24 protein-coding genes are annotated in these 25,499 nt (G+C 69.9%); 15 read left to right on the plus strand and 9 right to left on the minus strand.

The window, feature by feature from the left end; genetic code table 11:
* Positions 1-15 precede the first annotated feature (15 nt).
* Genes JOB34_RS02655 through JOB34_RS02675 form a run of 5 tightly spaced genes read left to right on the plus strand, consistent with a single transcriptional unit; the run spans position 16 to position 4,618 of the window.
* Positions 16-1,497: an aldo/keto reductase gene (locus JOB34_RS02655; protein ID WP_208051271.1), complete on the plus strand. Its 1,482-nt coding sequence runs from the start codon at positions 16-18 to the stop codon at positions 1,495-1,497.
* A complete protein-coding gene (locus JOB34_RS02660) occupies positions 1,494-2,159 on the plus strand; it encodes a TIGR03089 family protein (protein WP_208051272.1) in 666 nt (221 codons plus the stop codon). Before JOB34_RS02655 ends, JOB34_RS02660 begins: the two co-directional genes overlap by 4 nt.
* Positions 2,156-3,199, plus strand: coding sequence for a Gfo/Idh/MocA family oxidoreductase (locus JOB34_RS02665; RefSeq protein ID WP_208051273.1), 1,044 nt, complete (start codon positions 2,156-2,158; stop codon positions 3,197-3,199). The genes JOB34_RS02660 and JOB34_RS02665 overlap by 4 nt, the downstream gene beginning before the upstream one ends.
* Positions 3,200-3,209: 10 nt before the next feature.
* The gene (locus JOB34_RS02670; RefSeq protein WP_208051274.1) at positions 3,210-3,986 is read left to right on the plus strand and encodes a CoA transferase subunit A; all 777 of its coding nucleotides are present in this window, start codon (positions 3,210-3,212) and stop codon (positions 3,984-3,986) included.
* A complete protein-coding gene (locus JOB34_RS02675) occupies positions 3,986-4,618 on the plus strand; it encodes a 3-oxoacid CoA-transferase subunit B (RefSeq protein WP_179479491.1) in 633 nt (210 codons plus the stop codon). Before JOB34_RS02670 ends, JOB34_RS02675 begins: the two co-directional genes overlap by 1 nt.
* Positions 4,619-4,621: 3 nt before the next feature.
* On the opposite strand, the gene JOB34_RS02680 is transcribed toward JOB34_RS02675, so the two are convergent.
* From JOB34_RS02680 to JOB34_RS02690, 3 genes are read right to left on the minus strand one after another with little or no spacing between them, the layout of a single operon-like run.
* Entirely contained in the window at positions 4,622-5,494 is an 873-nt protein-coding gene (locus JOB34_RS02680; protein ID WP_347813689.1) for an ABC transporter ATP-binding protein, read from the minus strand.
* Position 5,495: 1 nt separating this feature from the next.
* Positions 5,496-6,350: an ABC transporter permease gene (locus JOB34_RS02685; protein WP_179479489.1), complete on the minus strand. Its 855-nt coding sequence runs from the start codon at positions 6,348-6,350 to the stop codon at positions 5,496-5,498.
* Positions 6,351-6,401: 51 nt separating this feature from the next.
* On the minus strand, positions 6,402-7,376 hold the full coding sequence (locus JOB34_RS02690) for a glycosyltransferase family 2 protein (RefSeq protein WP_208051275.1): 975 nt from the start codon (positions 7,374-7,376) through the stop codon (positions 6,402-6,404).
* A 94-nt stretch (positions 7,377-7,470) separates the two neighbouring features.
* Here JOB34_RS02690 and JOB34_RS02695 point away from each other — a divergent pair, with 94 nt between their 5' ends.
* On the plus strand, positions 7,471-8,790 hold the full coding sequence (locus JOB34_RS02695; RefSeq protein WP_243757523.1) for an LCP family protein: 1,320 nt from the start codon (positions 7,471-7,473) through the stop codon (positions 8,788-8,790).
* A 136-nt stretch (positions 8,791-8,926) separates the two neighbouring features.
* Positions 8,927-9,880 (plus strand): hypothetical protein, encoded by a 954-nt coding sequence (locus JOB34_RS02700; protein WP_208051276.1) that lies wholly within the window; start codon positions 8,927-8,929, stop codon positions 9,878-9,880.
* A 58-nt stretch (positions 9,881-9,938) separates the two neighbouring features.
* On the opposite strand, the gene JOB34_RS02705 is transcribed toward JOB34_RS02700, so the two are convergent.
* The 3 genes from JOB34_RS02705 to JOB34_RS02715 are packed head-to-tail and all read right to left on the minus strand — an operon-like array spanning position 9,939 to position 12,812.
* Positions 9,939-11,114 carry an acyl-CoA dehydrogenase family protein gene (locus JOB34_RS02705; protein WP_208051277.1) on the minus strand — a complete coding sequence of 392 codons (1,176 nt, stop codon included), beginning with the start codon at positions 11,112-11,114 and terminating at the stop codon, positions 9,939-9,941.
* A 1-nt stretch (position 11,115) separates the two neighbouring features.
* Positions 11,116-11,637, minus strand: a complete 522-nt coding sequence (gene purE, locus JOB34_RS02710; RefSeq protein WP_208051278.1) for a 5-(carboxyamino)imidazole ribonucleotide mutase — start codon at positions 11,635-11,637, stop codon at positions 11,116-11,118.
* Complete coding sequence (locus tag JOB34_RS02715; RefSeq protein ID WP_208051279.1) at positions 11,634-12,812, minus strand: 5-(carboxyamino)imidazole ribonucleotide synthase; 1,179 nt, start codon at positions 12,810-12,812, stop codon at positions 11,634-11,636. The genes purE and JOB34_RS02715 overlap by 4 nt, the downstream gene beginning before the upstream one ends.
* 44 nt (positions 12,813-12,856) lie before the next feature.
* Between JOB34_RS02715 and JOB34_RS02720 the strand changes: the two genes are divergently transcribed.
* Positions 12,857-13,405: a GtrA family protein gene (locus JOB34_RS02720; protein WP_347813690.1), complete on the plus strand. Its 549-nt coding sequence runs from the start codon at positions 12,857-12,859 to the stop codon at positions 13,403-13,405.
* Here JOB34_RS02720 and JOB34_RS02725 read toward each other — a convergent pair.
* From JOB34_RS02725 to JOB34_RS17320, 3 genes are read right to left on the minus strand one after another with little or no spacing between them, the layout of a single operon-like run.
* The gene (locus JOB34_RS02725; protein WP_347813691.1) at positions 13,357-14,319 is read right to left on the minus strand and encodes a HAMP domain-containing sensor histidine kinase; all 963 of its coding nucleotides are present in this window, start codon (positions 14,317-14,319) and stop codon (positions 13,357-13,359) included. The genes JOB34_RS02720 and JOB34_RS02725 overlap by 49 nt on opposite strands.
* The gene (locus tag JOB34_RS02730; protein ID WP_179479477.1) at positions 14,320-14,997 is read right to left on the minus strand and encodes a response regulator transcription factor; all 678 of its coding nucleotides are present in this window, start codon (positions 14,995-14,997) and stop codon (positions 14,320-14,322) included. It abuts the gene before it with no gap.
* A gap of 28 nt (positions 14,998-15,025) precedes the next feature.
* Positions 15,026-16,837, minus strand: a complete 1,812-nt coding sequence (locus JOB34_RS17320; RefSeq protein ID WP_347813692.1) for a biotin--[acetyl-CoA-carboxylase] ligase — start codon at positions 16,835-16,837, stop codon at positions 15,026-15,028.
* Between the two features lie 25 nt (positions 16,838-16,862).
* Between JOB34_RS17320 and JOB34_RS02745 the strand changes: the two genes are divergently transcribed.
* The 7 genes from JOB34_RS02745 (at position 16,863) to JOB34_RS02775 (ending at position 25,484) form a co-directional block, all read left to right on the plus strand.
* Positions 16,863-18,497: an acyl-CoA carboxylase subunit beta gene (locus JOB34_RS02745; protein WP_208051280.1), complete on the plus strand. Its 1,635-nt coding sequence runs from the start codon at positions 16,863-16,865 to the stop codon at positions 18,495-18,497.
* Positions 18,494-18,688, plus strand: coding sequence for an acyl-CoA carboxylase epsilon subunit (locus JOB34_RS02750; protein WP_179479471.1), 195 nt, complete (start codon positions 18,494-18,496; stop codon positions 18,686-18,688). Before JOB34_RS02745 ends, JOB34_RS02750 begins: the two co-directional genes overlap by 4 nt.
* A gap of 58 nt (positions 18,689-18,746) precedes the next feature.
* Entirely contained in the window at positions 18,747-20,432 is a 1,686-nt protein-coding gene (locus JOB34_RS02755) for a DUF885 domain-containing protein (RefSeq protein ID WP_208051281.1), read from the plus strand.
* A 49-nt stretch (positions 20,433-20,481) separates the two neighbouring features.
* Entirely contained in the window at positions 20,482-22,353 is a 1,872-nt protein-coding gene (locus tag JOB34_RS02760) for a Na+/H+ antiporter (RefSeq protein ID WP_208051282.1), read from the plus strand.
* Positions 22,354-22,549: 196 nt separating this feature from the next.
* Positions 22,550-23,368 (plus strand): DUF559 domain-containing protein, encoded by an 819-nt coding sequence (locus JOB34_RS18000; protein WP_208051283.1) that lies wholly within the window; start codon positions 22,550-22,552, stop codon positions 23,366-23,368.
* A gap of 116 nt (positions 23,369-23,484) precedes the next feature.
* A complete protein-coding gene (locus tag JOB34_RS02770) occupies positions 23,485-24,120 on the plus strand; it encodes a Maf family protein (protein ID WP_208051284.1) in 636 nt (211 codons plus the stop codon).
* Positions 24,121-24,179: 59 nt separating this feature from the next.
* Positions 24,180-25,484: an MFS transporter gene (locus JOB34_RS02775; protein ID WP_208051285.1), complete on the plus strand. Its 1,305-nt coding sequence runs from the start codon at positions 24,180-24,182 to the stop codon at positions 25,482-25,484.
* Positions 25,485-25,499: the final 15 nt, after the last annotated feature.

The raw sequence follows: 25,499 nt of genomic DNA on the forward strand, positions 1-25,499 counted from the left end.
ACCGGAAGGCTCCCCGTGACCCGCACCAGAGTGGTCGTCCAGTCGCGCCTCAATTCCTCGCGACTGCCCGGCAAGGCCCTGATGACCATCGGTGGGATGCCTCTAATCGAGCTGGTCGCGCGGCGGGCCAGTCGCAGTGGTCACGAGGTCGTGGTCGCCACCAGCGACGAGCACTACGACACCCGGATCTCCGAGCACCTGAAGGCCGTCGGGGTCCCGGTGATGCGGGGCGAACTCGACGACGTGCTCGGCAGGTTCGTGCACGCCACCGCCGACCTCGATCCGGACGATCGGGTGGTGCGCCTGACGGGCGACAACCCCGTGATGGACGCCGACGTCATCGACGAGCTGCTGACCGCGATGGACGCGTCCGGGGACGCGTACGGCCGCGTCGACATCGACGTGGTCCCCGAGGGTCTGGGTGCCGAGGGATTCCTGGTGCGCGACCTGCGCCGCGCCGCCGAGGCGACACAGGACCCGTATGACCGTGAGCACGTGACGCCCTGGTTGCGCCGCCACCTCGGGGAGCTGCTCTTCGCTCCCGTGGCCAACCCTGGTGATCCGAAACGCTTCCGATGCACGGTGGACACGCTGGACGACTTCGACCGGGCCAGCCGCCTCTTCGCCCAGGTGGACGATCCGGTCGCAGCCCCGTGGACCCAGCTCATGGAGCTCCTGGCGCAGGAGGTCCGCGATGCGGGAGTCAGTGTCCCAGAGCGTGATTCAGCGCTCGGCCTGAGTTCGTTCGTCTATGGCGGAAGCCGGTTGGCCGAGTCGTCCGCGCCCGAGACCCGGGTGATGCTGTCGGACGCGGTGGCCCGAGGCGTCACCCACGTGGAGGTCGGACGCGCCGACGGCGCCGCCGAGGCCGTGCTGCGCGCCTGCGCCGATCCTCAGCTGGTGCAACGGATGAAGGTGATCAGCAGGTTGCACCCGCTCGAAGGTGGGGGCGCCGCGGCGGCCGAGGCCGGACTGGAGCGCTCGTTCGCGACCATCGGTCGGCGCACGGCCTCCGCGGTCGTCGTCGACGGCCTGGTCGACGCCGGGCCCCAGGTCTGGGCACGCCTTACTCGCTACCGCGACGAGGGCACCGTCGCTGCGATCGGCGTGAGTGTCGGCTCGGCGGAGGAAGGTCGAGAAGCTCTGTCCTTGAGAGGAATCGGCCTTCTGGAGGTGCCCCTGAGTCCTGAGTCGCCGCTGCCGGAGGATCTGCGGACGACCGCCCGCAGGGCACGCGTCGAGCTGCTGGCCCGCAGCATCTACGCCGGTGGGCGGCTGGTCGCCGATCCGCGGATCGCAGCCCTGGCCGATGAACTGCGTCGAGACGGTGCCGATGACCTGCTGATGGCCTACGCACTCGGCTATCCAGAAGTCTCCGCGGTCGCCGTCGGCTCGCTCGACCGCGCGCAGCTTCGCCGGAACCTCGACCTTTCTGCACGGAAACCGTTGTCGCTCAGCGAGATCCTGCAGGTCGACGAGCGGATGCGGGCGGCATGACCCCCGGCGACGTCCTCGCCGGCCTGTTGCGGTCGGACCCCACGTCACCCCGGATCACCTGCTACGACGACGGCACCGGGGAGCGCATCGAGCTGTCGGGCAAGGTGCTCGTCAACTGGGTCTCCAAAGCGGCGAACCTGCTTCAGGACGAGCTGGACGTCGGCCCGGGCGCGACCGTGGCCCTGCAACTTCCGGCCGACCACTGGCGCACCTACTACTGGGCCCTCGCCGCGTGGTCCGTGGGGGCGCACGTCATCACCGCCGACGGGCCGAGCGACGTCGCCGTCGCGCAGGCGGCCGTCGCGTCCGGTGACACCCAGATCGTCGTCACCCTGGCGGCGCTGGCGCGGCGAGCCACGGTGGACGTACCCGCCGGCGGCATCGACGAGGCACGCGAGCTGTCCTCGTACGGCGACGTCTTCGTCGCCTACCGCGCCCCTGCCGACGCCGACCCCGCGCTGGACGACACGTCGTATGCCGATCTGGTCGCCGTCGGGGGTGCGCTGCGCCGACGCGTGCTGGTCACCGGCGACCTCGGTGACGCCCTGCGCGACGCGCTGGCGGTCTGGGCCGACGACGGCTCGGTGCTCCTCCTGCGCGACGTACGACCCGAGGACGTCGACCGGCGTCTGACCACCGAAGGAGCCGAGGCCCGCCCATGAGCACACCATCCCTGCCCGCACCCCGCACTCCCGAGCCGTCCGATGCCCCCTCGCTGCGATGGGGCATTAGCTCCACCGGCGGTATCGCCGCGTCGATGGCAGACACGCTGCGTCGGCACACCCGCCAGGAGATCGTGGCCGTCAGCTCCCGGTCCCAGGCGTCCGCCGACCGCTTCGCGGCCGCCTGGGAGATCCCGCGCGCTCACGAGGGTCTCGACGCGATGCTGGCCGACGACACGATCGACGTCGTCTACATCGCCTCACCGCACTCCCAGCACCACGCGGACGCGATGGCTGCTCTGCGCGCCGGCAAGCATGTGCTGGTCGAGAAGGCCTTCACCCGCGATGCCGCGCAGGCGAAGGAGGTGCTCGACACCGCCCACGCGGCGAATCTGATCGCACTGGAGGCCATGTGGACCCGTTTCCTCCCCGGCTCCGATGTCATCCGGCAACTGCTGGAGGACGGCGCGCTCGGGGAGGTGAGGACCGTGCTCGCCGATCACGGTCAGTGGTTCGCACCCGATCCGACACATCGGCTCTACGCGCCCGAGCTCGCCGGCGGAGCCCTGCTCGACCTGGGTGTCTATCCCCTCTCGTTCGCCGACTTCGCGCTGCCCGGCGTGGAGCGCGAGCTGACCGCGAGCGGCGACCTCACCGACACCGGCGTCGACCGGCAGGTCACGATGACGCTGCGCAGCGGCGCGGCGTACGCCGCCCTCAGCACCACCCTGGCGGCACGTACGCCGACCACAGCCTCGATCAGCGGCACCCTGGCCCGGGTCGAGCTGGAGCCCGACTTCTACCTGCCGACGCGCATCACGCTGATCGCCCGCGACGGTGAGCGCGCGTCGTACGACGGCGGGAGCATCCGCGGTCACGAGGCCATGGCGTACGAGGCCGCGCACCTCGCGCAGCTCGTCGCCGACGGTGCGAGCGAGTCGCCGCTGATGCCGCCCTCGGCCACCCTGCGGGTGATGACATTGCTGGATCGGGCACGCGCCGACGTGGGAGTCGTCTACCCCGGCGAGGGCGACCGGTAAGGTCCGGCGAATGGACAAAGTCGTCTCCTCAGCCGCGCGCGCCGTCGACGGCGTGGTCAGCGGCAACTCGATCGCCGTCGGCGGTTTCGGTCTCTGCGGGATCCCCAGCGTGCTCATCGCCGAACTGCTCGCGAAGGGCGTCACCGACCTGTCGGTGGTCTCCAACAACTGCGGGGTCGACGACTGGGGGTTGGGCATCCTGTTGCGGGAGAGGCGGATCCGACGGATGACGGCGTCGTATGTCGGAGAGAACAAGGAGTTCGCCCGCCAGTACCTCGAAGGCGAGCTGGAGGTCGAGCTCACCCCGCAGGGCACGCTCGCGGAGAAGCTGCGCGCGGGCGGCGCGGGGATCCCTGCGTTCTACACCGCGACCGGCGTCGGCACCCAGGTCGCGGACGGCGGCATGCCGTGGCGGTACGACGCCGAGGGCAACATCGCGGTCGCGTCACCGCCGAAGGAGACCCGGCACTTCGAGGTCGACGGCGAATCCCGCACGTTCGTGCTCGAGGAGGCGATCGTCACCGACGTGGCCCTGGTGCGCGCGCGGCGCGGCGACCGGCACGGCAACCTCGTCTTCCACGAGAGCGCCCGCAACTTCAACCCGCTGGCCGCGATGGCCGGCCGGCACACCATCGCCGAGGTGGAGGAGCTGGTCGAGCCCGGCGAGATCGCCCCGGACGACGTGCACCTGCCCGGCATCTACGTGCACCGCGTCCTCGCGCTCACGCCCGAGCAGGCGGACGACAAACGCATCGAGAAGCGCACGGTCCAGGAGGCAGGTCGCTGATGGCACTCACCCGCGAGCAGATGGCCGCGCGCGCCGCCCGCGAGCTGTCCGACGGCGACTACGTCAACCTCGGGATCGGGCTGCCCACCCTGGTGCCCAACTACGTCGACGACCACACCGAACTGGTGCTCCAGTCCGAGAACGGCGTCCTCGGCGTCGGTGCCTATCCCGTCGCCGGACAGGAGGACCCGGACCTGATCAACGCCGGCAAGGAGACGATCACGCTGCGGCGTGGCGCGTCCATCTTCGACTCGGCGACCAGCTTCGGGATGATCCGCGGCGGCAAGGTCGACGCGGCGATCCTCGGCGCCATGCAGGTCTCGGCGGGCGGAGACATCGCCAACTGGATGATCCCCGGCAAGATGGTGAAGGGCATGGGCGGGGCCATGGACCTGGTGCACGGGGCCAAGAAGGTCATCGTGCTCATGGAGCACGTGGCCCGCGACGGGTCGCCGAAGATCCTGCCCGAATGCACGCTGCCGCTCACCGGCAAAGGCGTGGTGCAACGCATCATCACCGACCTCGCGGTCATCGACGTGACGCCGGGTGGCCTCGTGCTGATCGAGCTCGCGCCCGGGGTGAGCGAGGACGACGTACGCGCCGCGACCGCGGCCCCGCTCGCCCGCGCCTGAGGCTCAGTCGGCCTTGTAGCCGGGGGCCTCGCGGTCGCGCCGGTTGTAGAGCGCGTCCACCGCGTTGCGCTCGGCCGGCGGGATCCACGGCACCCCGAGGAGGTCCTCCATGTACTGCTGCATGATCTCCTCCATCGACCCGTCGGCGACCATGTGGCCCTCCTTCAGGTAGATGCCGCGGGTGCAGAAGCGCAGCAGGTCCCCCTCCGAGTGGGACACGAGGAAGAGGGTGCGTCCCTGTTCGAGCAGACCCTCCATCCGTTGGTAGCACTTGTCGCGGAAGGCCGCGTCTCCGACGGCCAGCACCTCGTCGACCAGGATGATGGGCTCGTCGAGACAGGTGATCACGGCGAAACCGAGCCGCACCTGCATACCGGAGGAGAAGTGCCGGTAGGGCAGGTCGAGGCCGGACCGGACCTTGGGCCCGGCGAAGTCGACGATGTCGTCGAAGCGCTCGTCGATCTCATCCTTGCTCATGCCGTGCAGGCCGCCGGTGAGGTAGATGTTCTCCCGCGCCGACAGTTCGCCGATGAAACCGCCGGTCAACTCGATCAACGGCGCAACGCCGTCGCGGACGTTGACGTCGCCCTCGTCGGGCAGCAGTGTGCCGGCGATCATCTTCAGCAGGGTCGACTTGCCGCCACCGTTGCTGCCGACCAGCCCGACCGCCTCACCGCGGCCCACCTGGAAGGAGATGTTCTTCAGTGCCCAGAACGTCTCCTTCTTGTGGCTCGTGCGCCGTTGGAAGACGATCTCCCGCATCGACAGATGGCGCTTGCGTCCGGTCAGGAACTCGATGCCCAGGTTGTCGACGGTGATGACGGGCTCGCCCACCGACGACTTCCACTTGACCTTCTCGGCAGAGGGAAGGGACACCTCAGATCTCCTTCAGGATGGGTTTTTCGAGACGGCGGAAGACCCACATGCCGAGGATCAGCCACGCCACACTGATGACGGTGCCGTAGAGCCAGATGTGGTACGGGGGTGTCTCTCGCACCAGCATCCCTTCCCGATAGAGGTCGTTGACCGCCGAGAGCGGATTGAATTCCAGGATGCGGGCGATGATCTTCAGCGACGGGTCGCTGTTGCCGCGTTGGTGCAGGTAGTTCAGGGAGTACACGATCGGCGTGAAGTAGAAGCCGATCCGCAGCACGATCCGCACGATACGCACGAAGTCGTCGACGAGGGCGGTCACCGGAGCCATGACGAGGCCGATTCCGATGCACAGGACCAGCTCCAGCACCAGCGCGGGTAGCCAGAACACGAGCTTCCAGTTGAGGATGACCGCGTGATCGACGTAGCGGAAATACAGCATGAACGCGATCAGGATCGGCAGCGACAGCAGGTGCTCGATGCCCTTGGACAGCACGACCCGGATGACCCACAGCTCGCGCGGCAGGTTGGTCGATCGCACCAGCAGCCGCTCGGCGTAGAGGGCACGCGCCGTCTCGTTGACCGAGTTGCTGAACCAGTTCCAGGCCAGCACACCGGAGACCATGAAGAGCACGAACGGGATGTGGTCGCTACGTCCCTCCTGGCGCGGGTTGTTACCGATCTGGTAGATCACCCCGAAGACGAACCAGTACACCAGCGTCATCGACAGCGGGTCGATCAAGGTCCAGAGGTAGCCGAGCGCGCTGCGCGCATAACGGATCCGCAGGTCCCGCTTGACCAGCGTCCAGAGCACCGCGCGGTGATCGACGATGCGCTGGAGGCGTTGCGCGAACGACATGAGTTCCTTTGCTGATCTGTCTGTCCGGAAGGACCGGCTGATTGCTGGGAGTCAGGCTACCGGGGTGTTGCTGGACATCCGCTGGACGTCGTCGGTAAGCCGCACCCTGCTGGTGAGGAAACCCCACCCCCAGGACAAGTGCATGGTGGCGAGCACACCGGGCACCAGTACCCGGACGGCGCGCGCCGAACCTCGCGAGATCGCGAGGCCGCCGACGGTGACGCCACCGGCGTACGCCGCGGGGATGACCCACAGCGGACGCCACACCAGGCCGCCGACCGTACCGATCGCGATGGCCGCGAGCGCGACCGGGGGCGCGAGGTAGCGGGCGTTGATCGAGCCCTGGTGCTCTCTTGCGACGACCCTGCGCCAGCGGCCGTACTCGCGGTACTGCCGCGACAGTGCCCGGAAGCTGCCCCGTGGCCGGTAGGTGACGCGCAGGTCGGGGGTGAACCACACCACGCCGCCCTGCCGTCGGATGCGGAAGTTCATCTCCCAGTCCTGAGCGCGGATGTAGCGCCGGTCGTAGCCGCCGACCTTGCGCAGCCAGTCACCCCGGAAGACTCCGAGGTAGACGGTGTCGGCCGGCCCCGCGGCGCCGCCCTGTTTGAACTTGACGCCACCGACGCCGATCTTGCTCTTCATCGCGACCGCGACGGCCCGCTCGAAGTCGGTGGTGCCCTCGGCGTCCATGATCCCGCCCACGTTGGCGGCACCGGTGTCCTGCAGGGTCACCGCGGCCGTCTTGAGGTAACCGGGCGACAGGATTCCGTGCCCGTCGACCCGGGCCACCACGTCGTACGACGCGGCGCCGACGGCCGCGTTGAGCGCGTCGGGGGTGCGTCCGGTGGGGTTGGCGACGGTGCGCACCCGGGCGTCCGCTGCCTGCAGTCGCGCGGCGACCTCGTCGGTGCGGTCCTGCGACGGGCCGAGCGCGAGAACGACCTCCAGGGGGCCGTCCCAGTCCTGCTCCAGGATCGCGCCGACCGACTCGGCCAGGTGACGTTCCTCGTTCAGGATCGGCATCACTACTGAAATTCCCTGAAATGACGGGGAATCCACAGGTTGCACGGGCGAAAGGTTACACGGCGGACCAAGGTGGCCCGGTTACCCTTTGCCGATGACGGACGACGATCAGTACCGCATGGATCCCCGTGGCCGGGGTGGCCGCCGGGGTGGCGACGAGACCATCGCCCAGCCGCTCCCGGTGCGCCGTCCGCGTCCTGCCGCGCGTCCCCAGGGCGGCGCCGGGGATTCCACCCGGATGATGCCGTCCGGTCCGCGCGGCGGCGCACAGCAGCCCGCGGCACGCCCGGCGTCCGGTCGCCCGTACGCCGATCCGCGTGGCGGCGGGCGCGGCTACGACGGCGGCGGCTACGACGGTGGGCGCGGGTACGACGGTGGGCGCGGGTACGACGGCGGCGGGTACGACCGGCCGCCGAACCGGCCCGCACAGCCCCAGCGCCCCGCCGGTCGGGCCCCCCGCCGGCGGCGCCGCTGGCCGCGGGTGCTGGCCGCCTTCGTTGTCATCGTGGGCCTGTGGGCGGGGCTGTTGCTCTGGGCCGGGCTCGCCGCGTGGCACAAGGTCGCACGGGTGGACGCCATCCCGACCGGCGACCAGCCCGCCGCCGGCAAGGGCACCAACGTGCTGCTGGTGGGCTCCGACAGCCGCGCCGGGCTCACCTCGGCGCAGGCCAAGGCCCTGCGCACCGGCGGCTCGAACATCACCGGTTCCCGCACCGACTCGATCATGGTGCTGCACATGCCCGACAGCGGCGAACCGACGCTGGTCAGCATCCCGCGCGACACCTACGTGCAGATCCCCGGGCACCGGGCGAACAAGATCAACGCGGCGTTCTCCTACGGCCCCCAGGTCCTCGTGCAGACCGTCGAGAACGTCACCGGCCTGCGCATCGAGCACTACATGGAGATCGGGTTCGGCGGGTTCGCCGGGATCGTCGACTCCGTGGGCGGGGTGCGGATGTGCCTGCCGAAGGCCATGGACGACACGTACGCGCACATCAACCTGCCCGCCGGATGCCAGAACCTGAGTGGCGCGAACGCGCTCGGGTACGTCCGATCACGCCACGTCGACGCCACCAGCGACCTGGCCCGCGTGAAGCGGCAGCGGGAGTTCCTCGCGGCCCTCACCAAGAAGGTCGCCTCGCCGGGCAACCTGCTGGTCCCGTGGCGGCTGAAGAACGTCGGCGAGTCCGGTGCCCAGGGCCTGACGGTCGAGAACGGCATGCACTCCTGGACCGCGCTGCGCATCCTCTGGACGCTGAAGAAGATCGGCAACGGCGGCAACTCGGTGCAGGTGCCGATCGCGAACGCCGCCTATCCGACCTCGGCGGGCGAAGCGGTGCTCTGGGACAAGACCAAGGCAGCGGCCCTGTTCGACGCGCTCAACCACGACCGCTCCCCCGACATCGCCCCCTAGGCCCCGCGACCTCAGGGTCGCCGCGCGCTCTATACGGCGCGCCGCGACTCCACCCGCCTGTCCACACCCCTGGCGGCCGACCACACCCTCCCCCGGAGGGCTCGCGCGAGCGGGTGGGCCGGCGGACGATTCGCCGGTGACCATCACTCGTGACCCCCTCCCTGCGCCCGGCACCTCCCGTCGTGCCTTCCGGAGACAGGTCGCCGCCTCCTTGGCAACCGACCACGACGGCGTCTGTCACCGGGAGCAGTTGCGCCGACGCGGCGTCACTCGGGATGACATCCGCCACGAGGTTCAGGCGGGACGCTGGATCCTGCGGGGTCATCAGACCGTCCAGGTGCAGCCAGGTGGTCCGGCAGCCGACTGGTGGCGAGCGGTCTGGGAGGTGCGAGGCTCGGCGCGGCTCGACGGCGTGAGCGCCCTGCTGGCGGCCGGCCTGCGCCACTGGGAGGAGGCCACCGTCCATGTCAGCGTGCCCGAAGGCACACACATCACCCCGATCGTCGGTGTGACGGTCCACAAGACCCGGCACGCGGTCGACATCACCGGTGAACCCGTACGCACCACGCCGGAGTGGGCCGCCCTGCACGCAGCCGCGTGGGCCGGGAGCGATCGGGCCGCGACCACGCTGCTCGCGATGGCGGTCCAGCAACGCATCACCACCGGACCGCGCCTGCAGGCGCTCCTCACCCGATCACCGGCCCTTCCCCGCATCCACCTCATCCGCGGGGTCGTGGCCGACGTGACAGGCGGCGCCCAGGCCCTCTCCGAGATCGACTTCGCGAAGGTGTGCCGCACGCACGGCATCCCCGAGCCCCTCCGGCAGGCGATGCGGCGCGGTCATACCGGACGCATCTACCTCGACGCCTTCTGGGACGCGTACGACGTCGCCGTCGAAGTCGACGGATTCCAGCACACCGTGGGTCACGCGGTCGTCGAGGACGCCCTGCGGGACAACGTGGTCCGCAACGACGGCGTGGCGGTGCTGCGGATACCCGTGCTCGGGTTGCGAGTCGCGCCGACCGAGTTCGCCGAGCAGGTGAAGGCCGCGCTGCACCGGGGCGGATGGCCGGGCGACCCGCAGCGGTGACGGACGCTGGAGTCGCCGCGCGCCCTATGGAGCGCGCGGCGACTCTGACCGCGAGCGGTCAGCGCTTGAGGAGCTGACGCGCCATCACCATGCGCTGGATCTGGTTGGTGCCCTCGTAGATCTGGGTGATCTTCGCGTCGCGCATCATCCGCTCGACCGGGTGGTCCTGCACGTAACCGGCGCCGCCGAGCAGCTGTACGGCGTCGGTGGTCACCTCCATCGCGACGTCGGAGGCGTAGCACTTGGCGGCCGCACCGAAGAAGGACAGGTCGTCGTCGCCGCGCTCGGACTTCGCGGCGGCGACGTAGACCATCTGCCGCGCCGCCTCCAGCTTCATCGCCATGTCGGCGAGCATGAACTGCAGCCCCTGGAACTCCGCGATGGCCTTGCCGAACTGCTTGCGCTCCTTGACGTAACCGAGGGCGTAGTCCAGCGCACCCTGCGCGATGCCGACCGCCTGCGCGCCGATCGTCACGCGGGTGTGGTCGAGCGTGCGCAGCGCGATCTTCAGACCCTCACCGGGTGCTCCGATCATGCGGTCGGCAGGGATGCGTACGCCGTCGAAGTGCAGCTCGCGGGTCGGCGAGCCCTTGATGCCGAGCTTGCGCTCCTTGGCACCGAAGTCGAACCCGTCATCGTCCTTCTCCACCACGAACGCCGAGATGTTGCGGCCGCGCTCGCCGTCCGGGTCGGTGACGGCCAGCACCGTGTAGAGCTGCGACTCACCGGCGTTGGTGATCCACGACTTCTGCCCGTTGAGCACATAGGTGTCACCGTCGGCGATGGCCTTGCAGCGCATCGACGCGGTGTCCGAGCCGGCCTCGCGCTCGGACAGGCCGTAGGAGATCATCGCGTCGCCGGAGGCGATCCGCGGCAGGTACTTCTGCTTCACCTCGTTCGAGGCGCCCAGGATGATCGGCATCGAGCCCAGCTTGTTGACGGCCGGGATCAGGGAGGACGACGCGCACGCGCGGGCGACCTCCTCGATGACGATGCAAGTGGCGAGCGCATCGGCACCTGCGCCGCCGTACTCCTCGCCGATGTGCGGCGCGTGCAGGTCCGAGGCGACCAGTGCCTTCAGCGCCTCGTGCGGAAAGCGCGACTCCGCGTCGACCTCGGCCGCGTACGGCGCGATCTTGTCGTCCGCGATGTCGCGCACCGCCTCGCGTAGCGCCTCGTGGTCCTCGTTGATCCGGAAGAGGTCGAAATCCTTGTTGCCGCTCACGGTGCCCATCCTACTCGTCAGTAACGTCGGCCAGGCGCGACCGGAGGGCTGCGCCCTTATCCTGCGCCTGGGTCTTGAGGTCCGCCTGGAAGTCCGCCATCGCGGCGCGCAGCCGATCAGCCTCGGCGCCCTCCCCGGCCGCCAGGATGCGCAGCGCCAGCAGCCCGGCGTTGCGCGCGCCCCCGATCGAGACCGTCGCGACCGGCACCCCGGCAGGCATCTGCACGATCGAGAGCAGCGAGTCCATCCCGTCGAGGTACTTCAGAGGCACCGGCACCCCGATCACCGGGAGCGTCGTGACGGAGGCCAGCATCCCCGGCAGGTGCGCCGCTCCCCCGGCACCGGCGATGATCGCCCGCAGCCCGCGACCGGCCGCCCGCTCGCCGTACGCCACCATCTCGTGCGGCATCCGGTGGGCCGAGACGACGTCGGCCTCGTAGTCCACGCCGAAGTCGGCGAGCACCTCGGCGGCCGCGCTCATGACCGGCCAGTCCGAGTCGCTCCCCATCACCACGCCGACCACAGCGCTCATTCGTCGATCACTCCCTGCAGGTAGTCGGCGGCGTGCCGCCCACGGGCGGTCACCTCCGCGAGATCCGTGCCGTAGGTGTTGACGTGCCCGATCTTGCGGCCGGGGCGCACGCTCTTGCCGTAGAGGTGGATGCGCAGCGCGGGATCGCGCGCCATCAGGTGCTTGTACGTCGGATAGAGCTGCCCGTGCCGCTCCGGATCCCCGCCGAGCACGTTGGTCATCACGGTCCACGACGACCGCGGCGTCACCGCGCCGAGCGGCAGGTCGAGCACCGCGCGCAGGTGCTGCTCGAACTGGCTGGTGACGCTGCCGTCCTGGGTCCAGTGCCCGCTGTTGTGCGGCCGCATGGCGAGTTCGTTGACGACGTACGCCGGCCCGTCACCCGCCGCGAGCTCGAAGACCTCGACGGCCATCACACCCGTCACCCCCAGCTCACCGGCGATCCGCAGGCCGGTCGCCGCGAGCTCCCCCGCGAGCTCCTCGTCGAGGTCGGCCGCCGGCGCGACCACCGAGGTGCAGATGCCGTCGGTCTGCACGGTGTGCACGACCGGCCAGACGGACGCCTGCCCGGACGGGCTGCGCGCGACCAGCACCGCCAGCTCCCGGACGAAGTCGACACTTTTCTCGGCCAGCAGGGGCTCGCCGTGCGCGAACCAGTCGGCAGCTTCGTCAGCGGTCCGTACGACGCGCACGCCCTTGCCGTCGTACCCGCCGCGCGGCGTCTTCAGCACGACCGGCCACCCGTGGGCCTCGCCGAACGCGCGCAACGCTGCCACGTCGTCGACCTGCGCCCATGCGGGGCACGGAATCCCCATCTGCGACAGGCGATTCCGCATCACCAACTTGTCCTGGGCGTGCACCAGAGCCTCCGGCGACGGGTGCACGGTCACGCCGTCGGCCACCAGCGCGGCCAGCACGTCCCGCGGCACCTGCTCGTGATCGAACGTCACGACGTCGCAGTCACGCGCGAACGCGCGCACCGCCTCGAGGTCGTCCGCCGCGCCGACGGGCGCCGACGGGATCGCGAACGCCGCCGCGGCCTGCGTCGACTCGGCGAGCACCGACAAGGTGATGCCGAGTTCCACCGCGGGTCCGGCGCACATGCGGGCGAGTTGGCCGCCGCCGACGATGCCGACGATCGGGAAACCACCGGGGGCGGGAAGGGGTCGATCCACGCCGTCACTGTAACGATCGCAGCAGACGGGCTTACCCTTCCCTGGTGCTGCAACGCCTACGCCTCACTCTCGACGTCCTCTGGCGCGAACTGGCGAAGTTCGGCGTCATCGGCCTCATCTCGTTCGTCATCGACCTCGGCGGGTTCAACCTGCTGGTGAGCGGTGCGATGGAGCACAAGATCACCACCGCCAAACTCGTCAGCGGCGCCGTCGCCACCGTCTTCGCATGGCTGGGCAACCGCTACTGGACCTTCCGGCACCGCCGCAACCGTCCGGTGCACCACGAGGTCGTCCTGTTCTTCGTGGTCAACGGGATCGCGCTGGCCGTCTCCGCCGGCTGGGTGGCGCTCGCGCACTACGCCTTCCATGTGCACGGCAGGCTCGAGCTCAACGTCGCGGCGTTCATCGGCATCGGTTTCGGCACGCTCTTCCGCTTCTGGGCTTACCGCAGGTTCGTCTTCGCCCACGAGCCGGACGTGGCCGACCTGCCCGGGGACGCCGGTGACGAGCAGTTCGACGGCCCGGCCGCGCCGGGCGACGCCGCTCAGTCCGAGGTCGCCGCCGACAGGAAGAGCGCGAAGACCGCCGGCTGAGCGTTCCGCAGCTCCAGCCGGCCGCCGCTCACCTCGGCGAGGTCGCGCGCGAGGGCCAGGCCCAGCCCGGTCCCGCCCGTGGTGACCCGTCGTTCGAAGATGTGCGGTGCCAGGTTGGGGTCGACCCCGGCACCCATGTCGCTCATCTCCACCACGACCGACGGTCCGCTGCGGCGGGCTCGCACCTCGACGGTGCCCGCGCCGTGGATCAGGGCGTTCTCCAGCAGGGTCGCGAGGATCTGCGCCAGACCCACGCGGGTCGCGGACACGTGCAGCCCGCGCTCACCGCTCACGAGCACGCTGCGCCGCGCGGTCTCGAACGCCGGCTGCCACTCCAGCTGCAGCGCCGCGATGACCGAGTCGAGGGAGATGTTGCTCGGCGCGTCGACCGTGCCGCGGGACCGGGCGAGCAGTTCGTCGACCACCTGAGTGAGTCGCTCGACCTGGGCGATCCCGATCTGCGCCTCCTCCTGAGCCGCATCGAGGTCGTCGGCCGAGGAGATCTCCTCCAGCCGCATCAGCAGCGCGGTGAGCGGCGTACGCAGCTGGTGGCTGGCGTCCGAGGCGAACTCCCGCTCCGCGGCGAGCATGCGGGTGAGCTCGGTGGAGCGCATCTCGTAGAAGGCCGCGATCCGGTCGACCTCGTCCATCCCGGTCCGCAGCGGGGTGAAGGAGATCGGCCCGTCCGCGAGCCGGTCGGCACGGTCGGCCAACTCCCGCACGGGGTCGACGACCGACTCGATCCGCGACGCGGACAACAGCACCGAGCCGACACCGAGCAGCAGGGCGACCCCCATCACCAGCAGGGAGATCCACCAGGTGGATGCCGCGATCGCGGCGACGGCGGCGACGACCACCACGGGGATGGCGACGGCAAGGACGATGACGCCGACGAGGCGGTTCTGCAGCGTCACCTAGAAGTCGCCGTCGTCGGTCTCGAAACGGAAACCCACGCCCCTCACGGTAGTGATGAACCGGGGGTCGGTCGCGTCGTCGCCCAGCTTGCGGCGCAGGACCGAGACGTGCATGTCGAGGGTCTTGGTCGATCCCACCCACACGGTGTTCCAGACCTCGCGCATCAGGTCCTCGCGGGAGACGACCTTGCCGCCCTCGCGCACCAGGACCCGCAGCAGGTCGAACTCCTTGGCAGTCAGCTGCAGTTCGCGGTCGCCGCTGAACGCGCGTCGGCCGGCGGCGTCGATGCGCACCCGCGCGCCCTGCCCCTCGTCGGAGCTGGAACGGCGCAGCAGCGCCCGCGCCCGTGCCAGCAGCTCGGCCAGCCGGAACGGCTTGGTGACGTAGTCGTCCGCACCGGCATCCAGTCCGACGACCGTGTCGACCTCATCGGCGCGGGCGGTGAGGATGAGGACCGGCACCACGATCCCGGTCGATCGGATCCGCCGACAGACCTCCAGCCCGTCCATCTGGGGCAGGCCGAGGTCGAGGATCACCAGATCGGGGCCGGTCGACGCCGCGGCGAGCGCGGACACTCCATCGGCACGCACCATGACGTCGTACCCCTCGCGGCGCAGGGCTCGCGCCAGGGGATCGGAGATCGTGGGATCGTCCTCGGCCAGTAGGACCTTGGTCATGTAGTGAGCCTATCTGCGCCTTCTGCGTTCACTGCGAAGGTCGCTCGATGACGAAGGCATCGGTGGCACCGATGCCGGCCAGGTCGACCCGCTTACGGCGCCGCACGCGCACCGCGGCTCCGTCGGGCAGGCCGTCCATGACCTCTTGATCGACCATGATCTTGCCAGGCTTGGCAGCACCGGTCAGCCTGCTCGCCCGGTTGACCGTGGTGCCGTAGACGTCGCCGAGGCGCGCGAGCACCCGGCCGCGCGCCATCCCCACGCGCATCGTGGGCACCAGATCGTCGGCCTCCGCGGCGGCCCGCAGGTCGAAGGCGATGTCGACGGCGCCCTCGACCGCGGTGTGGGTGAAGAGCACCTCGTCGCCCACCGTCTTCACGATCGCCCCGCCGTGCGCGCCGACGATGTCCGAGGCCAGCGACTCGAAGCGCAGCACCAACTGCGCCAGCTCCCGCTCGCTCAGGCGGCGGACGAGCTGGGTGAAGTTGACCAGGTCGGCGAACCCGACGGTGCGCACGATCCCGATGTGCGACTCCGGCTCGGAGTCGGCGATCATCCGCGAGATCGCCACCGACAGGTTGCGACGCCAGACGTAGTCCACCAGCGGCGACATCCGCTCCGCGAGCTCGACGGTGAGCGCCGCCGTGCGCTGCGCGACATCGCTGTCGACACCGCCGTGGTCGCCGCTCACCATGTCGGCGATCAGCTGCAACGACCACATCGCCATCCGGTCGGTGGACCGTCCGACGGCCCGCGCGAGCGACAGCCCGGTCGTGCGGTCGAGCAGACCGTCCTGCACCAGGCCGTCGAACCGGCGCAGCGCCTCCAGGTCGGCCTCGCCGAAGAAGACCTCGTCGTCCCGGGCGCGGGCGAAGCCCAGCGAACGCCACATCGTCGCGGTCTGGTCCTGCGAGATCCCCGAGGCACGACTGATCTCGCTGCGGCGCATCGAGCGCGGGTGGCCCATGAGGCGGGCCTCGATGGCGTCGACGAACTCCGCGGGATCCAGATCCCCGGCCGGCGAGAGGACGGCCGGTGGCTCGGGCTCCGAGCTGGGCGCGTCGTCGGTGGGCCGCACGTGCACGACGTCGCCGGCGGCGTACGCCGTGGTCTGCCCCTGCGTGGTGATCAGCAGCCGACCCGCGGCATCGACCCCGACGGCGTCACCGGTCAGATGGCGCTCGGCGCCGGTCTGCAGCCGCACTCGCTGTCCGACGGTGATGCATGCGGCGCGGTAATCGTCGTCGGCGGCCGAGGTGGCCCACTGCCGCTGGATCATCAGCAGCTCGCGCAGGATGCACTCGATCAGGTCCTCGCGCGCGACGTCGGCACCGCACTCGCGCAGCGACGTCGACACGTCGGTCGGCAGCTGGTCCGCGCTCTGGTGGACGTTGAGCCCGATCCCCACCACGACGACGGGCGCCTCACCCCCGGCCACCGTGCACAGGATGCCCGCGACCTTGCGCCAGTCGGCGTCCTCGGACGTCAGCGCGAGCAGGTCGTTGGGCCACTTGAGGGCGAGCTGTACGCCGGTCAGCTCTGCGACGGCGCGGCGTACCGCCACGCCCACGAGCAGCGGAACCCACCCCCAGCGGGCCTGGTCCGCCGGCAGGGGCAGCGTGCAGGACAGCGCGATGGAGGTGCCCGGCGGCGCCTCCCAAGAGCGATCGAGCCGGCCACGGCCGCTGCTCTGGTGATCGGCGGTGACGACCCGCCAGGGCCGCGGATCGGCCAGCAGCAGGTCGTTGGTCGAGCCCACCTCGTCGTGCACGGCGACCTCACGCCACACCGTGGCCGCCAGGGCGTCACGGAGCACGTCGGCTCGCAGATCGTGGCTCACGGCCACAAGGCTAGAGTCTGGTCGCATGACCGATGGGGCCAGCGTCCGAGAAACCTCCCAGCACGATCAGCCCGATCTGCACACCACCGCGGGGCGCCTCGCCGACCTGTATCAGCGCAACGACGAGGCCGTGCACGCGGGGTCGGCGCGCGCCGTGGAGAAGCAGCACGCGAAGGGAAAACTGACCGCCCGCGAGCGCATCGAGCTGCTGATGGACGAGGGCTCGTTCATCGAGCTCGACGAGCTGGCGCGGCACCGGTCGACAAGCTTCGGGCAGGAGAAGAACCGCCCGTACGGCGACGGCGTGGTCACCGGCCACGGCACCGTCGACGGCCGCCCGGTGTGCGTCTTCTCCCAGGACTTCACGGTGTTCGGCGGATCCCTCGGCGAGGTCTTCGGCGAGAAGATCGTCAAGGTGATGGATCTGGCCGCCAAGATCGGCTGCCCGGTCGTCGGCATCAACGACTCCGGCGGCGCCCGCATCCAGGAGGGCGTGGTCGCCCTCGGCCTCTACGCCGAGATCTTCCGGCGCAACGTGCACTCCTCGGGCGTCGTACCGCAGATCTCCCTGGTCATGGGCCCGTGCGCCGGCGGCGCCGTCTACTCCCCCGCGATCACCGACTTCACGGTGATGGTCGACCAGACCTCGCACATGTTCGTGACCGGACCGGACGTCATCAAGACGGTGACCGGCGAGGACGTCGGCATGGAGGAGCTCGGCGGCGCGCGCAGCCACAACACCCGCTCCGGCGTCGCGCACTACATGGCCTCGGACGAGGAGGACGCGATCTCCTACGTGAAGGAGCTGTTGTCCTTCCTGCCGTCGAACAACATGGACGAGCCGGTCGTCTTCGACGCGACGCCCGATCTGGAGATTGACGACTTCGACCGCGAGCTCGACACGCTCATCCCCGACTCGGCGAACATGCCCTACGACATGCACACCGTCATCGAGCACGTCCTCGACGACGGCGAGTTCCTGGAGACCTCGGCACTGTTCGCGCCGAACATCCTCACCGGCTTCGGGCGTGTCGAGGGCCATCCGGTCGGTGTGGTGGCCAACCAGCCGCTGCAGCTCGCCGGCACCCTCGACATCAACTCCTCCGAGAAGGCCGCGCGTTTCGTGCGCACCTGCGACGCGTTCAACGTGCCGGTGCTGACGTTCGTCGACGTCCCCGGCTTCCTGCCCGGCACCGACCAGGAGTGGGGCGGCATCATCCGTCGAGGCGCGAAACTGCTCTACGCGTACGCCGAGGCCACCGTCCCGCTCGTCACCGTCATCACCCGCAAGGCGTACGGCGGCGCGTACGACGTGATGGGCTCCAAGCACCTGGGCGCCGACGTCAACCTCGCCTGGCCGACGGCGCAGATCGCGGTGATGGGTGCGCAGGGCGCAGCCAACATCCTCTACCGCAAGCAGATCAAGGCGGCGAGCGAGGCGAATCCGGACGACCCGGCCGCCGTCGAGGCCACCCGCCAGGAGCTGATCCAGCAGTACGAGGACGCGCTGGCGAACCCCTACCTCGCCGCGGAGCGCGGCTACGTCGACTCCGTCATCCCGCCCAGCTACACGCGCAGCTACGTCACCCGCGCGCTGCGCACCCTGCGCACGAAGCGGGAGACCCTGCCGCCGAAGAAGCACGGCAACATCCCGCTATGAGCGACGATCAGACGGCGAAAGCGCCCACCCTGCAGGTCATCTCGGGTGATGCGACGGCCGAGGAGATCGCCGCGGTCATCGCGGTGCTGGCTGCCGCCGGCGCTGCCGCGCCCCCGGCGGCCCCCGCGCGATCCCGATGGACCGGCCGCGGGGGCGGCGGCTGGAAGGGCTCGGCGCTGCCGCGCGCGTGAGCCGCAGCGGAACGGTCCGGTCGGGGACGCCGTCGGCGGTGCGCGATAGCTTGGCGGGATGAGCGAGGACACCACCACCCGCACGCCCACGCCCGTCGACGCGATCGCGGAGGCCCACCACGACGCGTCCATGCGGCTCAGCCCGATCCTTGCCACCGAGCTCGGCGTCCCCGGTTACGACGACCGGCTCGACGACTTCTCCCCCGGTGGTCGCGCCGAGGTCGCCGACCAGGCACGCCGCACGCTGGCGGCGCTCGGCGGGGCGACCGCGACCGACGACGTCGACCAGGTCACCATCGCTGCGATGACCGAGCGGCTGGAGCTGGTGGTGGAGGAGTTCGAGGCCGGCACACCCCTGATGTCCCTTAACGTCATCGCCTCGCCGATGCAGGAGATGCGCGACGTCATCGACCTGATGAGCACCGACACCGCCGAGGATCTCGCGACGATCGGCGCCCGCATGAGCGCGATGCCGCGAGCACTCGACCAGTGGCTGGAGTCGCTGCACGCGGCGGCCGACCGCGGCATGGTGGCGCCGCGCCGTCAGGTGCTCGCCTGCATCCAGCAGACCCAGGACCACACCGCGGCGGACGGTTACTTCACGACGTACGCCGCCGAGCATCCGGCCATCGCCGACCAGATCGGCGAGGCCGCGCGGGCGTACGTCGCCGTGGGGCAGCGGCTCAAGGAGGAGATCCTGCCGCGGGCTCCCGAGGCGGACGCGTGCGGCCGTGACCTCTATCCGCTGCACTCGCGGCACTTCCTCGGGACCACGGTCGACCTGGAGGAGACCTACGCGTGGGGCCAGGAGGAGCTGGCGCGGATCACGGGCGAGATGCGCAAGGTCGCCGAGCGGATCACGCCGGGCGCCGGGGTCAAGGAGGCCATGGCGGCACTCGACGCCGACCCGGCCTACCAGCTGCACGGCACCGCCGAGCTGCGGAACTGGATGCAGGACAAGGCCGACCGCGCCATCGCCGATCTCGGCGGAACCCACTTCGACATCCCGGAGCCGGTGCAGCGCATCGAGTGCATGATCGCGCCCACCCAGTCCGGCGGCATCTACTACACCGGTCCGAGCGAGGACTTCTCCCGGCCGGGCCGGATGTGGTGGTCGGTGCCCAAGGGCGTCGAGCAGTTCGGCACCTGGCGTGAGCTGACGACCGTCTACCACGAGGGCGTCCCGGGTCACCATCTGCAGGTCGCACAGACCATGTACCGCTCGGGCCTGCTCAACTCCTGGCGCCGGATGGACGCGTGGACCTCCGGGCACGGCGAGGGCTGGGCCCTCTACGCCGAGCGGCTCATGCAGGAGCTGGGCCACCTCGACGATCCGGGCACGTTGATGGGCATGTACGACGCGCAGTCGATGCGCGCGGCCCGCGTCGTCCTCGACATCGGCGTGCACTGCGGTTTCTCGGCACCGGCCGAGGTCGGCGGGGGCGACTGGACCTACGACAAGGCGTGGACGTTCCTCACCGCTCACTGCGACATGGCCGAGGGGTTCCTGCGCTTCGAGCTGGACCGCTATCTCGGCTGGCCCGGGCAGGCTCCGTCCTACAAGATCGGCGAGCGCATCTGGATGCAGCTGCGGGAGCAGGCGCAGGATCGCGAGGGTGCGGCGTTCGACCTCAAGGCGTTCCACCGTCGCGCGCTCGACATCGGCGGCGTCGGGCTGGACACGCTGCGGCAGGCGGTGCTCGGCACGCTCGGCGGACCGGAGACCGCGCGCACGACCTCCTGAGGTCTCCGGCGTACCCACGTCGCTACCGCGCCCCTGACAGACTTACGGGGTGCATGTCGCCTTCGCCGTCTTCTTCGTGGCGATCACCGTCGTGGTGGTCGCCACCGTCGCCCGCCGGATCGGCACGTCGGCTCCGCTGCTGCTGGTGGCAGTGGGCGCGGCGTACTCGCTCCTGCCCGGCGTCGACCCGATCCACATCGACCCGGATCTGATCCTCTTCGGATTCCTGCCGCCGCTGCTGTTCGCGGCCGCGTCGAGCACCTCGCTGGTCGACATCGGCCGGGACAAGCGCCAGATCCTGGGGTTGTCGATCCTGCTGGTGCTCTTCACCGCGTTCGGTGTCGCCCTCATCGCCTGGAAGCTGCTGGACGTGCCGTTCGCCGCCGCGCTGGCGCTCGGCGCGATCGTGGCGCCCCCGGACGCCGTCGCGGCGACGGCGATCGCCCGGCGGATCGGCCTGCCGCGGCGGGTCGTGCTCATCCTCGAGGGCGAGTCGCTGCTGAACGACGCCACCGCACTGAGCACGGTCAACATCGCCAAGGTGCTCATCGGCGGCGCGACGCTGACCTGGTACGGCGTGACGTGGGATGTCATCGTTGCCGCCGTCGGCGGCGTGCTGATCGGCTACGTCGCCTATCGGGTCATCGCCGAGGTCCGCAAGCACATCCAGGACACGATCACCAGCGTCGCGCTCTCGTTCCTCACCCCGTGGGTCGCCTATCTGCCCGCGGAGAGGATCGACGCGTCCGGTGTCGTCGCCGTCGTGATCGCGGGCCTGCTGCTCGCCCACGAAGCGCCGCTGATCCAGACCGCCCAGTCGCGGGTGTCGGAGCGGACGAACTGGGCCTCCATCACCTTCATGCTGGAGAACACGGTCTTCCTGCTGATCGGCCTGCAGGTGTACTCGATCATCGACGGCATCACCAACTCCCGCCTCGGTGCGACCAAGGTGGTGCTGATCAGCCTCGTCGTGCTGGTCACCGTGATCGCGCTGCGCCCGATCTACCTGGCGATCTGGCAGTTCGTCAACCGCTTCATCGACTTCGAGCAGCCGCAGCTGACCCGGCGGGAGGCGCTGGTCGCGTCGTGGGCCGGCATGCGCGGGGTGGTGACGATCGCCGCGGCGTTCCTGCTACCCGAGAACACCCCTGAGCGCGACGCCATCATCTTCATCGCCCTCGTCGTGACCGTGGGCACCCTTCTGCTGCAGGGGTTCTCGCTCGGCTGGGTCGCGGGTCGGCTCGGCCTGCACGCTCCGGATCCACGCGAGGACGCACTGCAGCAGGCGCAACTGGTGCAGGCGGCGGTGACCGCGGGCAGGTCCCGCCTCGGCGAGATCATGCAGGAGGAGGACGACCTGCCCGAGGAGATCGTCCGGCAGTTGCGGCAGCAGGGTGACCGGCGGGCGAACCTGGTGTGGGAGCGACTCGGCGGCGGGTTGCAGGTGGAGACGCCGACGCAGACCTACCGCCGGCTGCGGATGCAGATGCTGCAGTCCGAACGCGCCAAGGTGCTGCACATGAGGGACAAGGGCGTGATGGACCACGAGGTGCTCGACGAGGCGATGCGCTACCTGGACGTCGAGGAGTCGACCATCGCGGTGGTGGAGGACCGTACCCAGCAGGTGCGCCGGGAGTTGCTGCTCACCCCCGAATCGCGCACCTTCGAGTGCGACCACCTGGAAGCGGCACCCGTCGCGGTCGATCCGTTGACCCCCGAGGGATGCCCGGACTGCGCCCGGGAGGGCACCGTGCCGGTGCACCTGCGCCTGTGCCTCACGTGCGGCAACGTCGGCTGTTGCGACTCATCGGTCGGATTGCACGCCGATCGCCATTTCCATAACACCGGGCATCCGGTGATGCGCTCGTTCGAGCCCGGCGAGGGCTGGCGCTGGTGCTACGTCGACAAGCGCCTCGGCTGACCCCTGTCGGTCGAGTGGTCGCCCCGGCACGGTGACGGAGGCCTCCGACCGTGCCGGGAGGACCACTCGGTTGTCCACATCGCCCCTCGTCTACGGGGGGTGTCCACAACTGATCCCTGAGCCCCGTGGTCACGGCGACCGAGCTTGCGACGGTAGGGCAATGCGGCGTGCCGACCTCCCTCCCCAGCTCCCGACGGTGTTCACAACGTCCGAGGCGTACGACGCGGGGGTGACCCGGAACCGGCTGCGGGCGACCGACCTCCATCAGCCGTTCCGTGGCGTTCGAAGCCTGCGGGACGACTCCCGTCTGGAGGACAGGGCAGCGGCGCTGCTGACCGTCCTTCCCGCCACGGCGGCCCTCAGCCATCAGACCTGCGCGGCACTCCTCGACGTCCCCCTCCCCGCCGGATCGGCTGCCGATCTGCACGTGACGCTGCCCCGCGGCAGCAATCGCGTACGCCGGCCAGGCGTCATCTCCCATCGGGCAGACCGACCGCGCGCGACCCACCACCGCCTGCAAGTCGTGACCGCGGCGGCCACTTGGTGCGACCTGGGTCAGTATCTCGGTGTGACCGAGCTCGTCATCGCCGGTGATGACCTCCTGCACCGTGGACTCGTCAGCCTTGAGCAGCTGAGAACCCATTCGGCAGCCCACCCGTCGGGCCGGGGACGGCTCGCGATCCGCGCGGCCCTACACCAGGTGCGCAGCGCAAGCGCCTCACCCATGGAGACGACCGCCCGGCTCCGGTTCTGCTCCTGGGGCCTACCCGAGCCTGAGCTGAACGTGCGCATCGTCGAGCGGGGAGGGTGGATCGCCACGGTGGACTTCCTGTGGCGGCGGCAGCGGGTCATCGCGGAGTACTACGGCGAAATGCACCAGAGCTCGTGGCGCAGGGACCTTGTCCGCGTGGCTCAGTTGGAGGACGCCGGATATCGGGTCCTGGTCATCACGCACCGCGACCTGGGCGTCGGCGAAGCCGACCTGAAGCGGCGGATGCGCGACCTCCTGATGTGACCCCCCGCCGCGACCCCGCGAATGGTCGGGGATGCATAGTCATCCATGGTCGACACCATGCCGTGCCGACCACTCGCGGCGTCAGTTAGCTGTCGGCGGGTGGGTAGGGTCGCGGGGTGCGTCTCGTGCTGGCCTCGGCCTCTCCCGCCCGCCTCGCCACCCTGCGCTCGGCCGGTGTCGAACCACAGGTGGTGGTGTCCGCTGTCGATGAGCCGGCTGTCGTGGCGACGGCACGTGCGGCGTACGGCGATCTGGAGCCGGCCGACGTGGCCCTGCTGCTCGCCAGGGCCAAGTGCGAGGACGTGAGCAGCCGCGACGACCTCGCGGACTGCGTTGTGCTGGGCTGCGATTCGGTGCTCGAGATGGACGGCCGCGACTACGGCAAGCCCGGCGACGCCGACACCGCCACCGAGCGCTGGCGGGCGATGCGCGGACGGGAGGGTGTCCTGCACACCGGTCACTGGCTCATCGACGAACGCGAGGATTCCACCGGCGCGACGTTCGGCGTGACCTGCTCGACCGTCGTCCATTTCGCCGACCTCAGCGACGCAGAGATCGACGCGTACGTCGCCACTGGCGAACCCCTCTCTGTCGCAGGTGGATTCACGGTCGACGGGCTCGGCGGCGCGTACGTGACGGGGATCGAGGGCGACTTCCACAACGTGGTCGGCGTCAGTCTCACCACGTTGCGCGAGATGCTCGCGCAGCTGGACGTGGCCTGGCACGAACTCTGGAGCGCACCGCACGGGTGAGACGTACGCCACTGCGATGAGTACGGTGCACAGACAACCGATGTTCTAAGGAGCCACGGATGTCCGACGCAGCAACCGCACCGACCAAGGTGAGACTCACCTCAGATCAACGCAGTTCGTTCGCTGCCGCGTATCTCGGATGGGCGATGGACGCCTTCGACTACTTCATCGTCGTGCTCATCTACGCGGACATCGCCAAGGACTTCCACAAGACCCTCGGTGAGATGGCGTTCATCACGACGATGACGCTGGTCATGCGCCCGGTCGGGGCGTTCCTCTTCGGGCTGTGGGCCGACCGCTCGGGACGTCGCCTGCCGCTGATCGTGGACGTCGTCTTCTACTCCGTCGTCGGGTTCGCGTGTGCCTTCGTCCCGAACAACGCCTTCTGGCTGCTGATCGGCCTGCGTATGCTCTACGGCATCGGCATGGGCGGCGAATGGGGTCTCGGCGCCGCGCTGGCGATGGAGAAGATCCCGGCCGAACGACGCGGCTTCTTCTCCGGCCTGCTGCAGGGCGGCTACTCGATGGGCTACCTCTTCGCCGCGCTCGCCGCGCTCGTGGTCACCGGCTGGCTGGATCTGTCCTGGCGCTGGATGTTCGCGCTGTCCATCATCCCGGCGGCCATCAGCCTCATCATCCGTTCGCGGGTGCATGAGTCGGAGGTGTGGGAGACCGCGCAGAAGCGCGTCAAGCAGACCAACACCTCGGCGCGGCAGATCTTCGCCAACCCGACCATCTGGAAGCGGTTCGTCTTCCTGGTGCTGCTCATGACGGCGTTCAACTGGATGAGCCACGGCACCCAGGACCTCTACCCGACGTTCCTCAAGGCCAGCAACGACGGTGGCCTGGGCTTCAGCAAGAGCGCGGCGACCTGGATCGCGGTCATCTACAACATCGGCGCCATCGCCGGCGGTGCGATCGCCGGGATGCTGTCGGAGCGCTACGGGCGCAAGGTGCTGATCATCGCGTGCGCCGTCCTCGGGCTGCCCGTCGTGCCGCTCTTCGCCTACTCCACCAGCCTCGGCCTGATCATCCTGGGCTCGTTCCTGATGCAGGTGATGGTGCAGGGGGCGTGGGGCGTGATCCCGGCGCACCTGACCGAGTTGTCGCCGGACGAGATCCGCGGGTTCTACCCGGGCGTCACCTATCAGCTCGGCAACTGCCTGGCGGCGTTCAACCTGCCGATCCAGCAGTCCCTGGCGTCCTCCCACGGCTACGCGTTCGCGCTGTCCGTGACGATCGTGCCCGTCCTGATCGCGGTGATCCTGCTGACGCTGATCGGCTCGGAACGCAAGGGGATCAGCTTCGGCACCTCGAAGACGACCCTGGTCGGAGCGGGGGCCGGCGCCGAGCAACCCGCCTGAACGGGCCGGCTCGGC

Source organism: Allobranchiibius sp. GilTou38, assembly GCF_017565325.1.
GTDB lineage: Bacteria > Actinomycetota > Actinomycetes > Actinomycetales > Dermatophilaceae > Allobranchiibius > Allobranchiibius huperziae.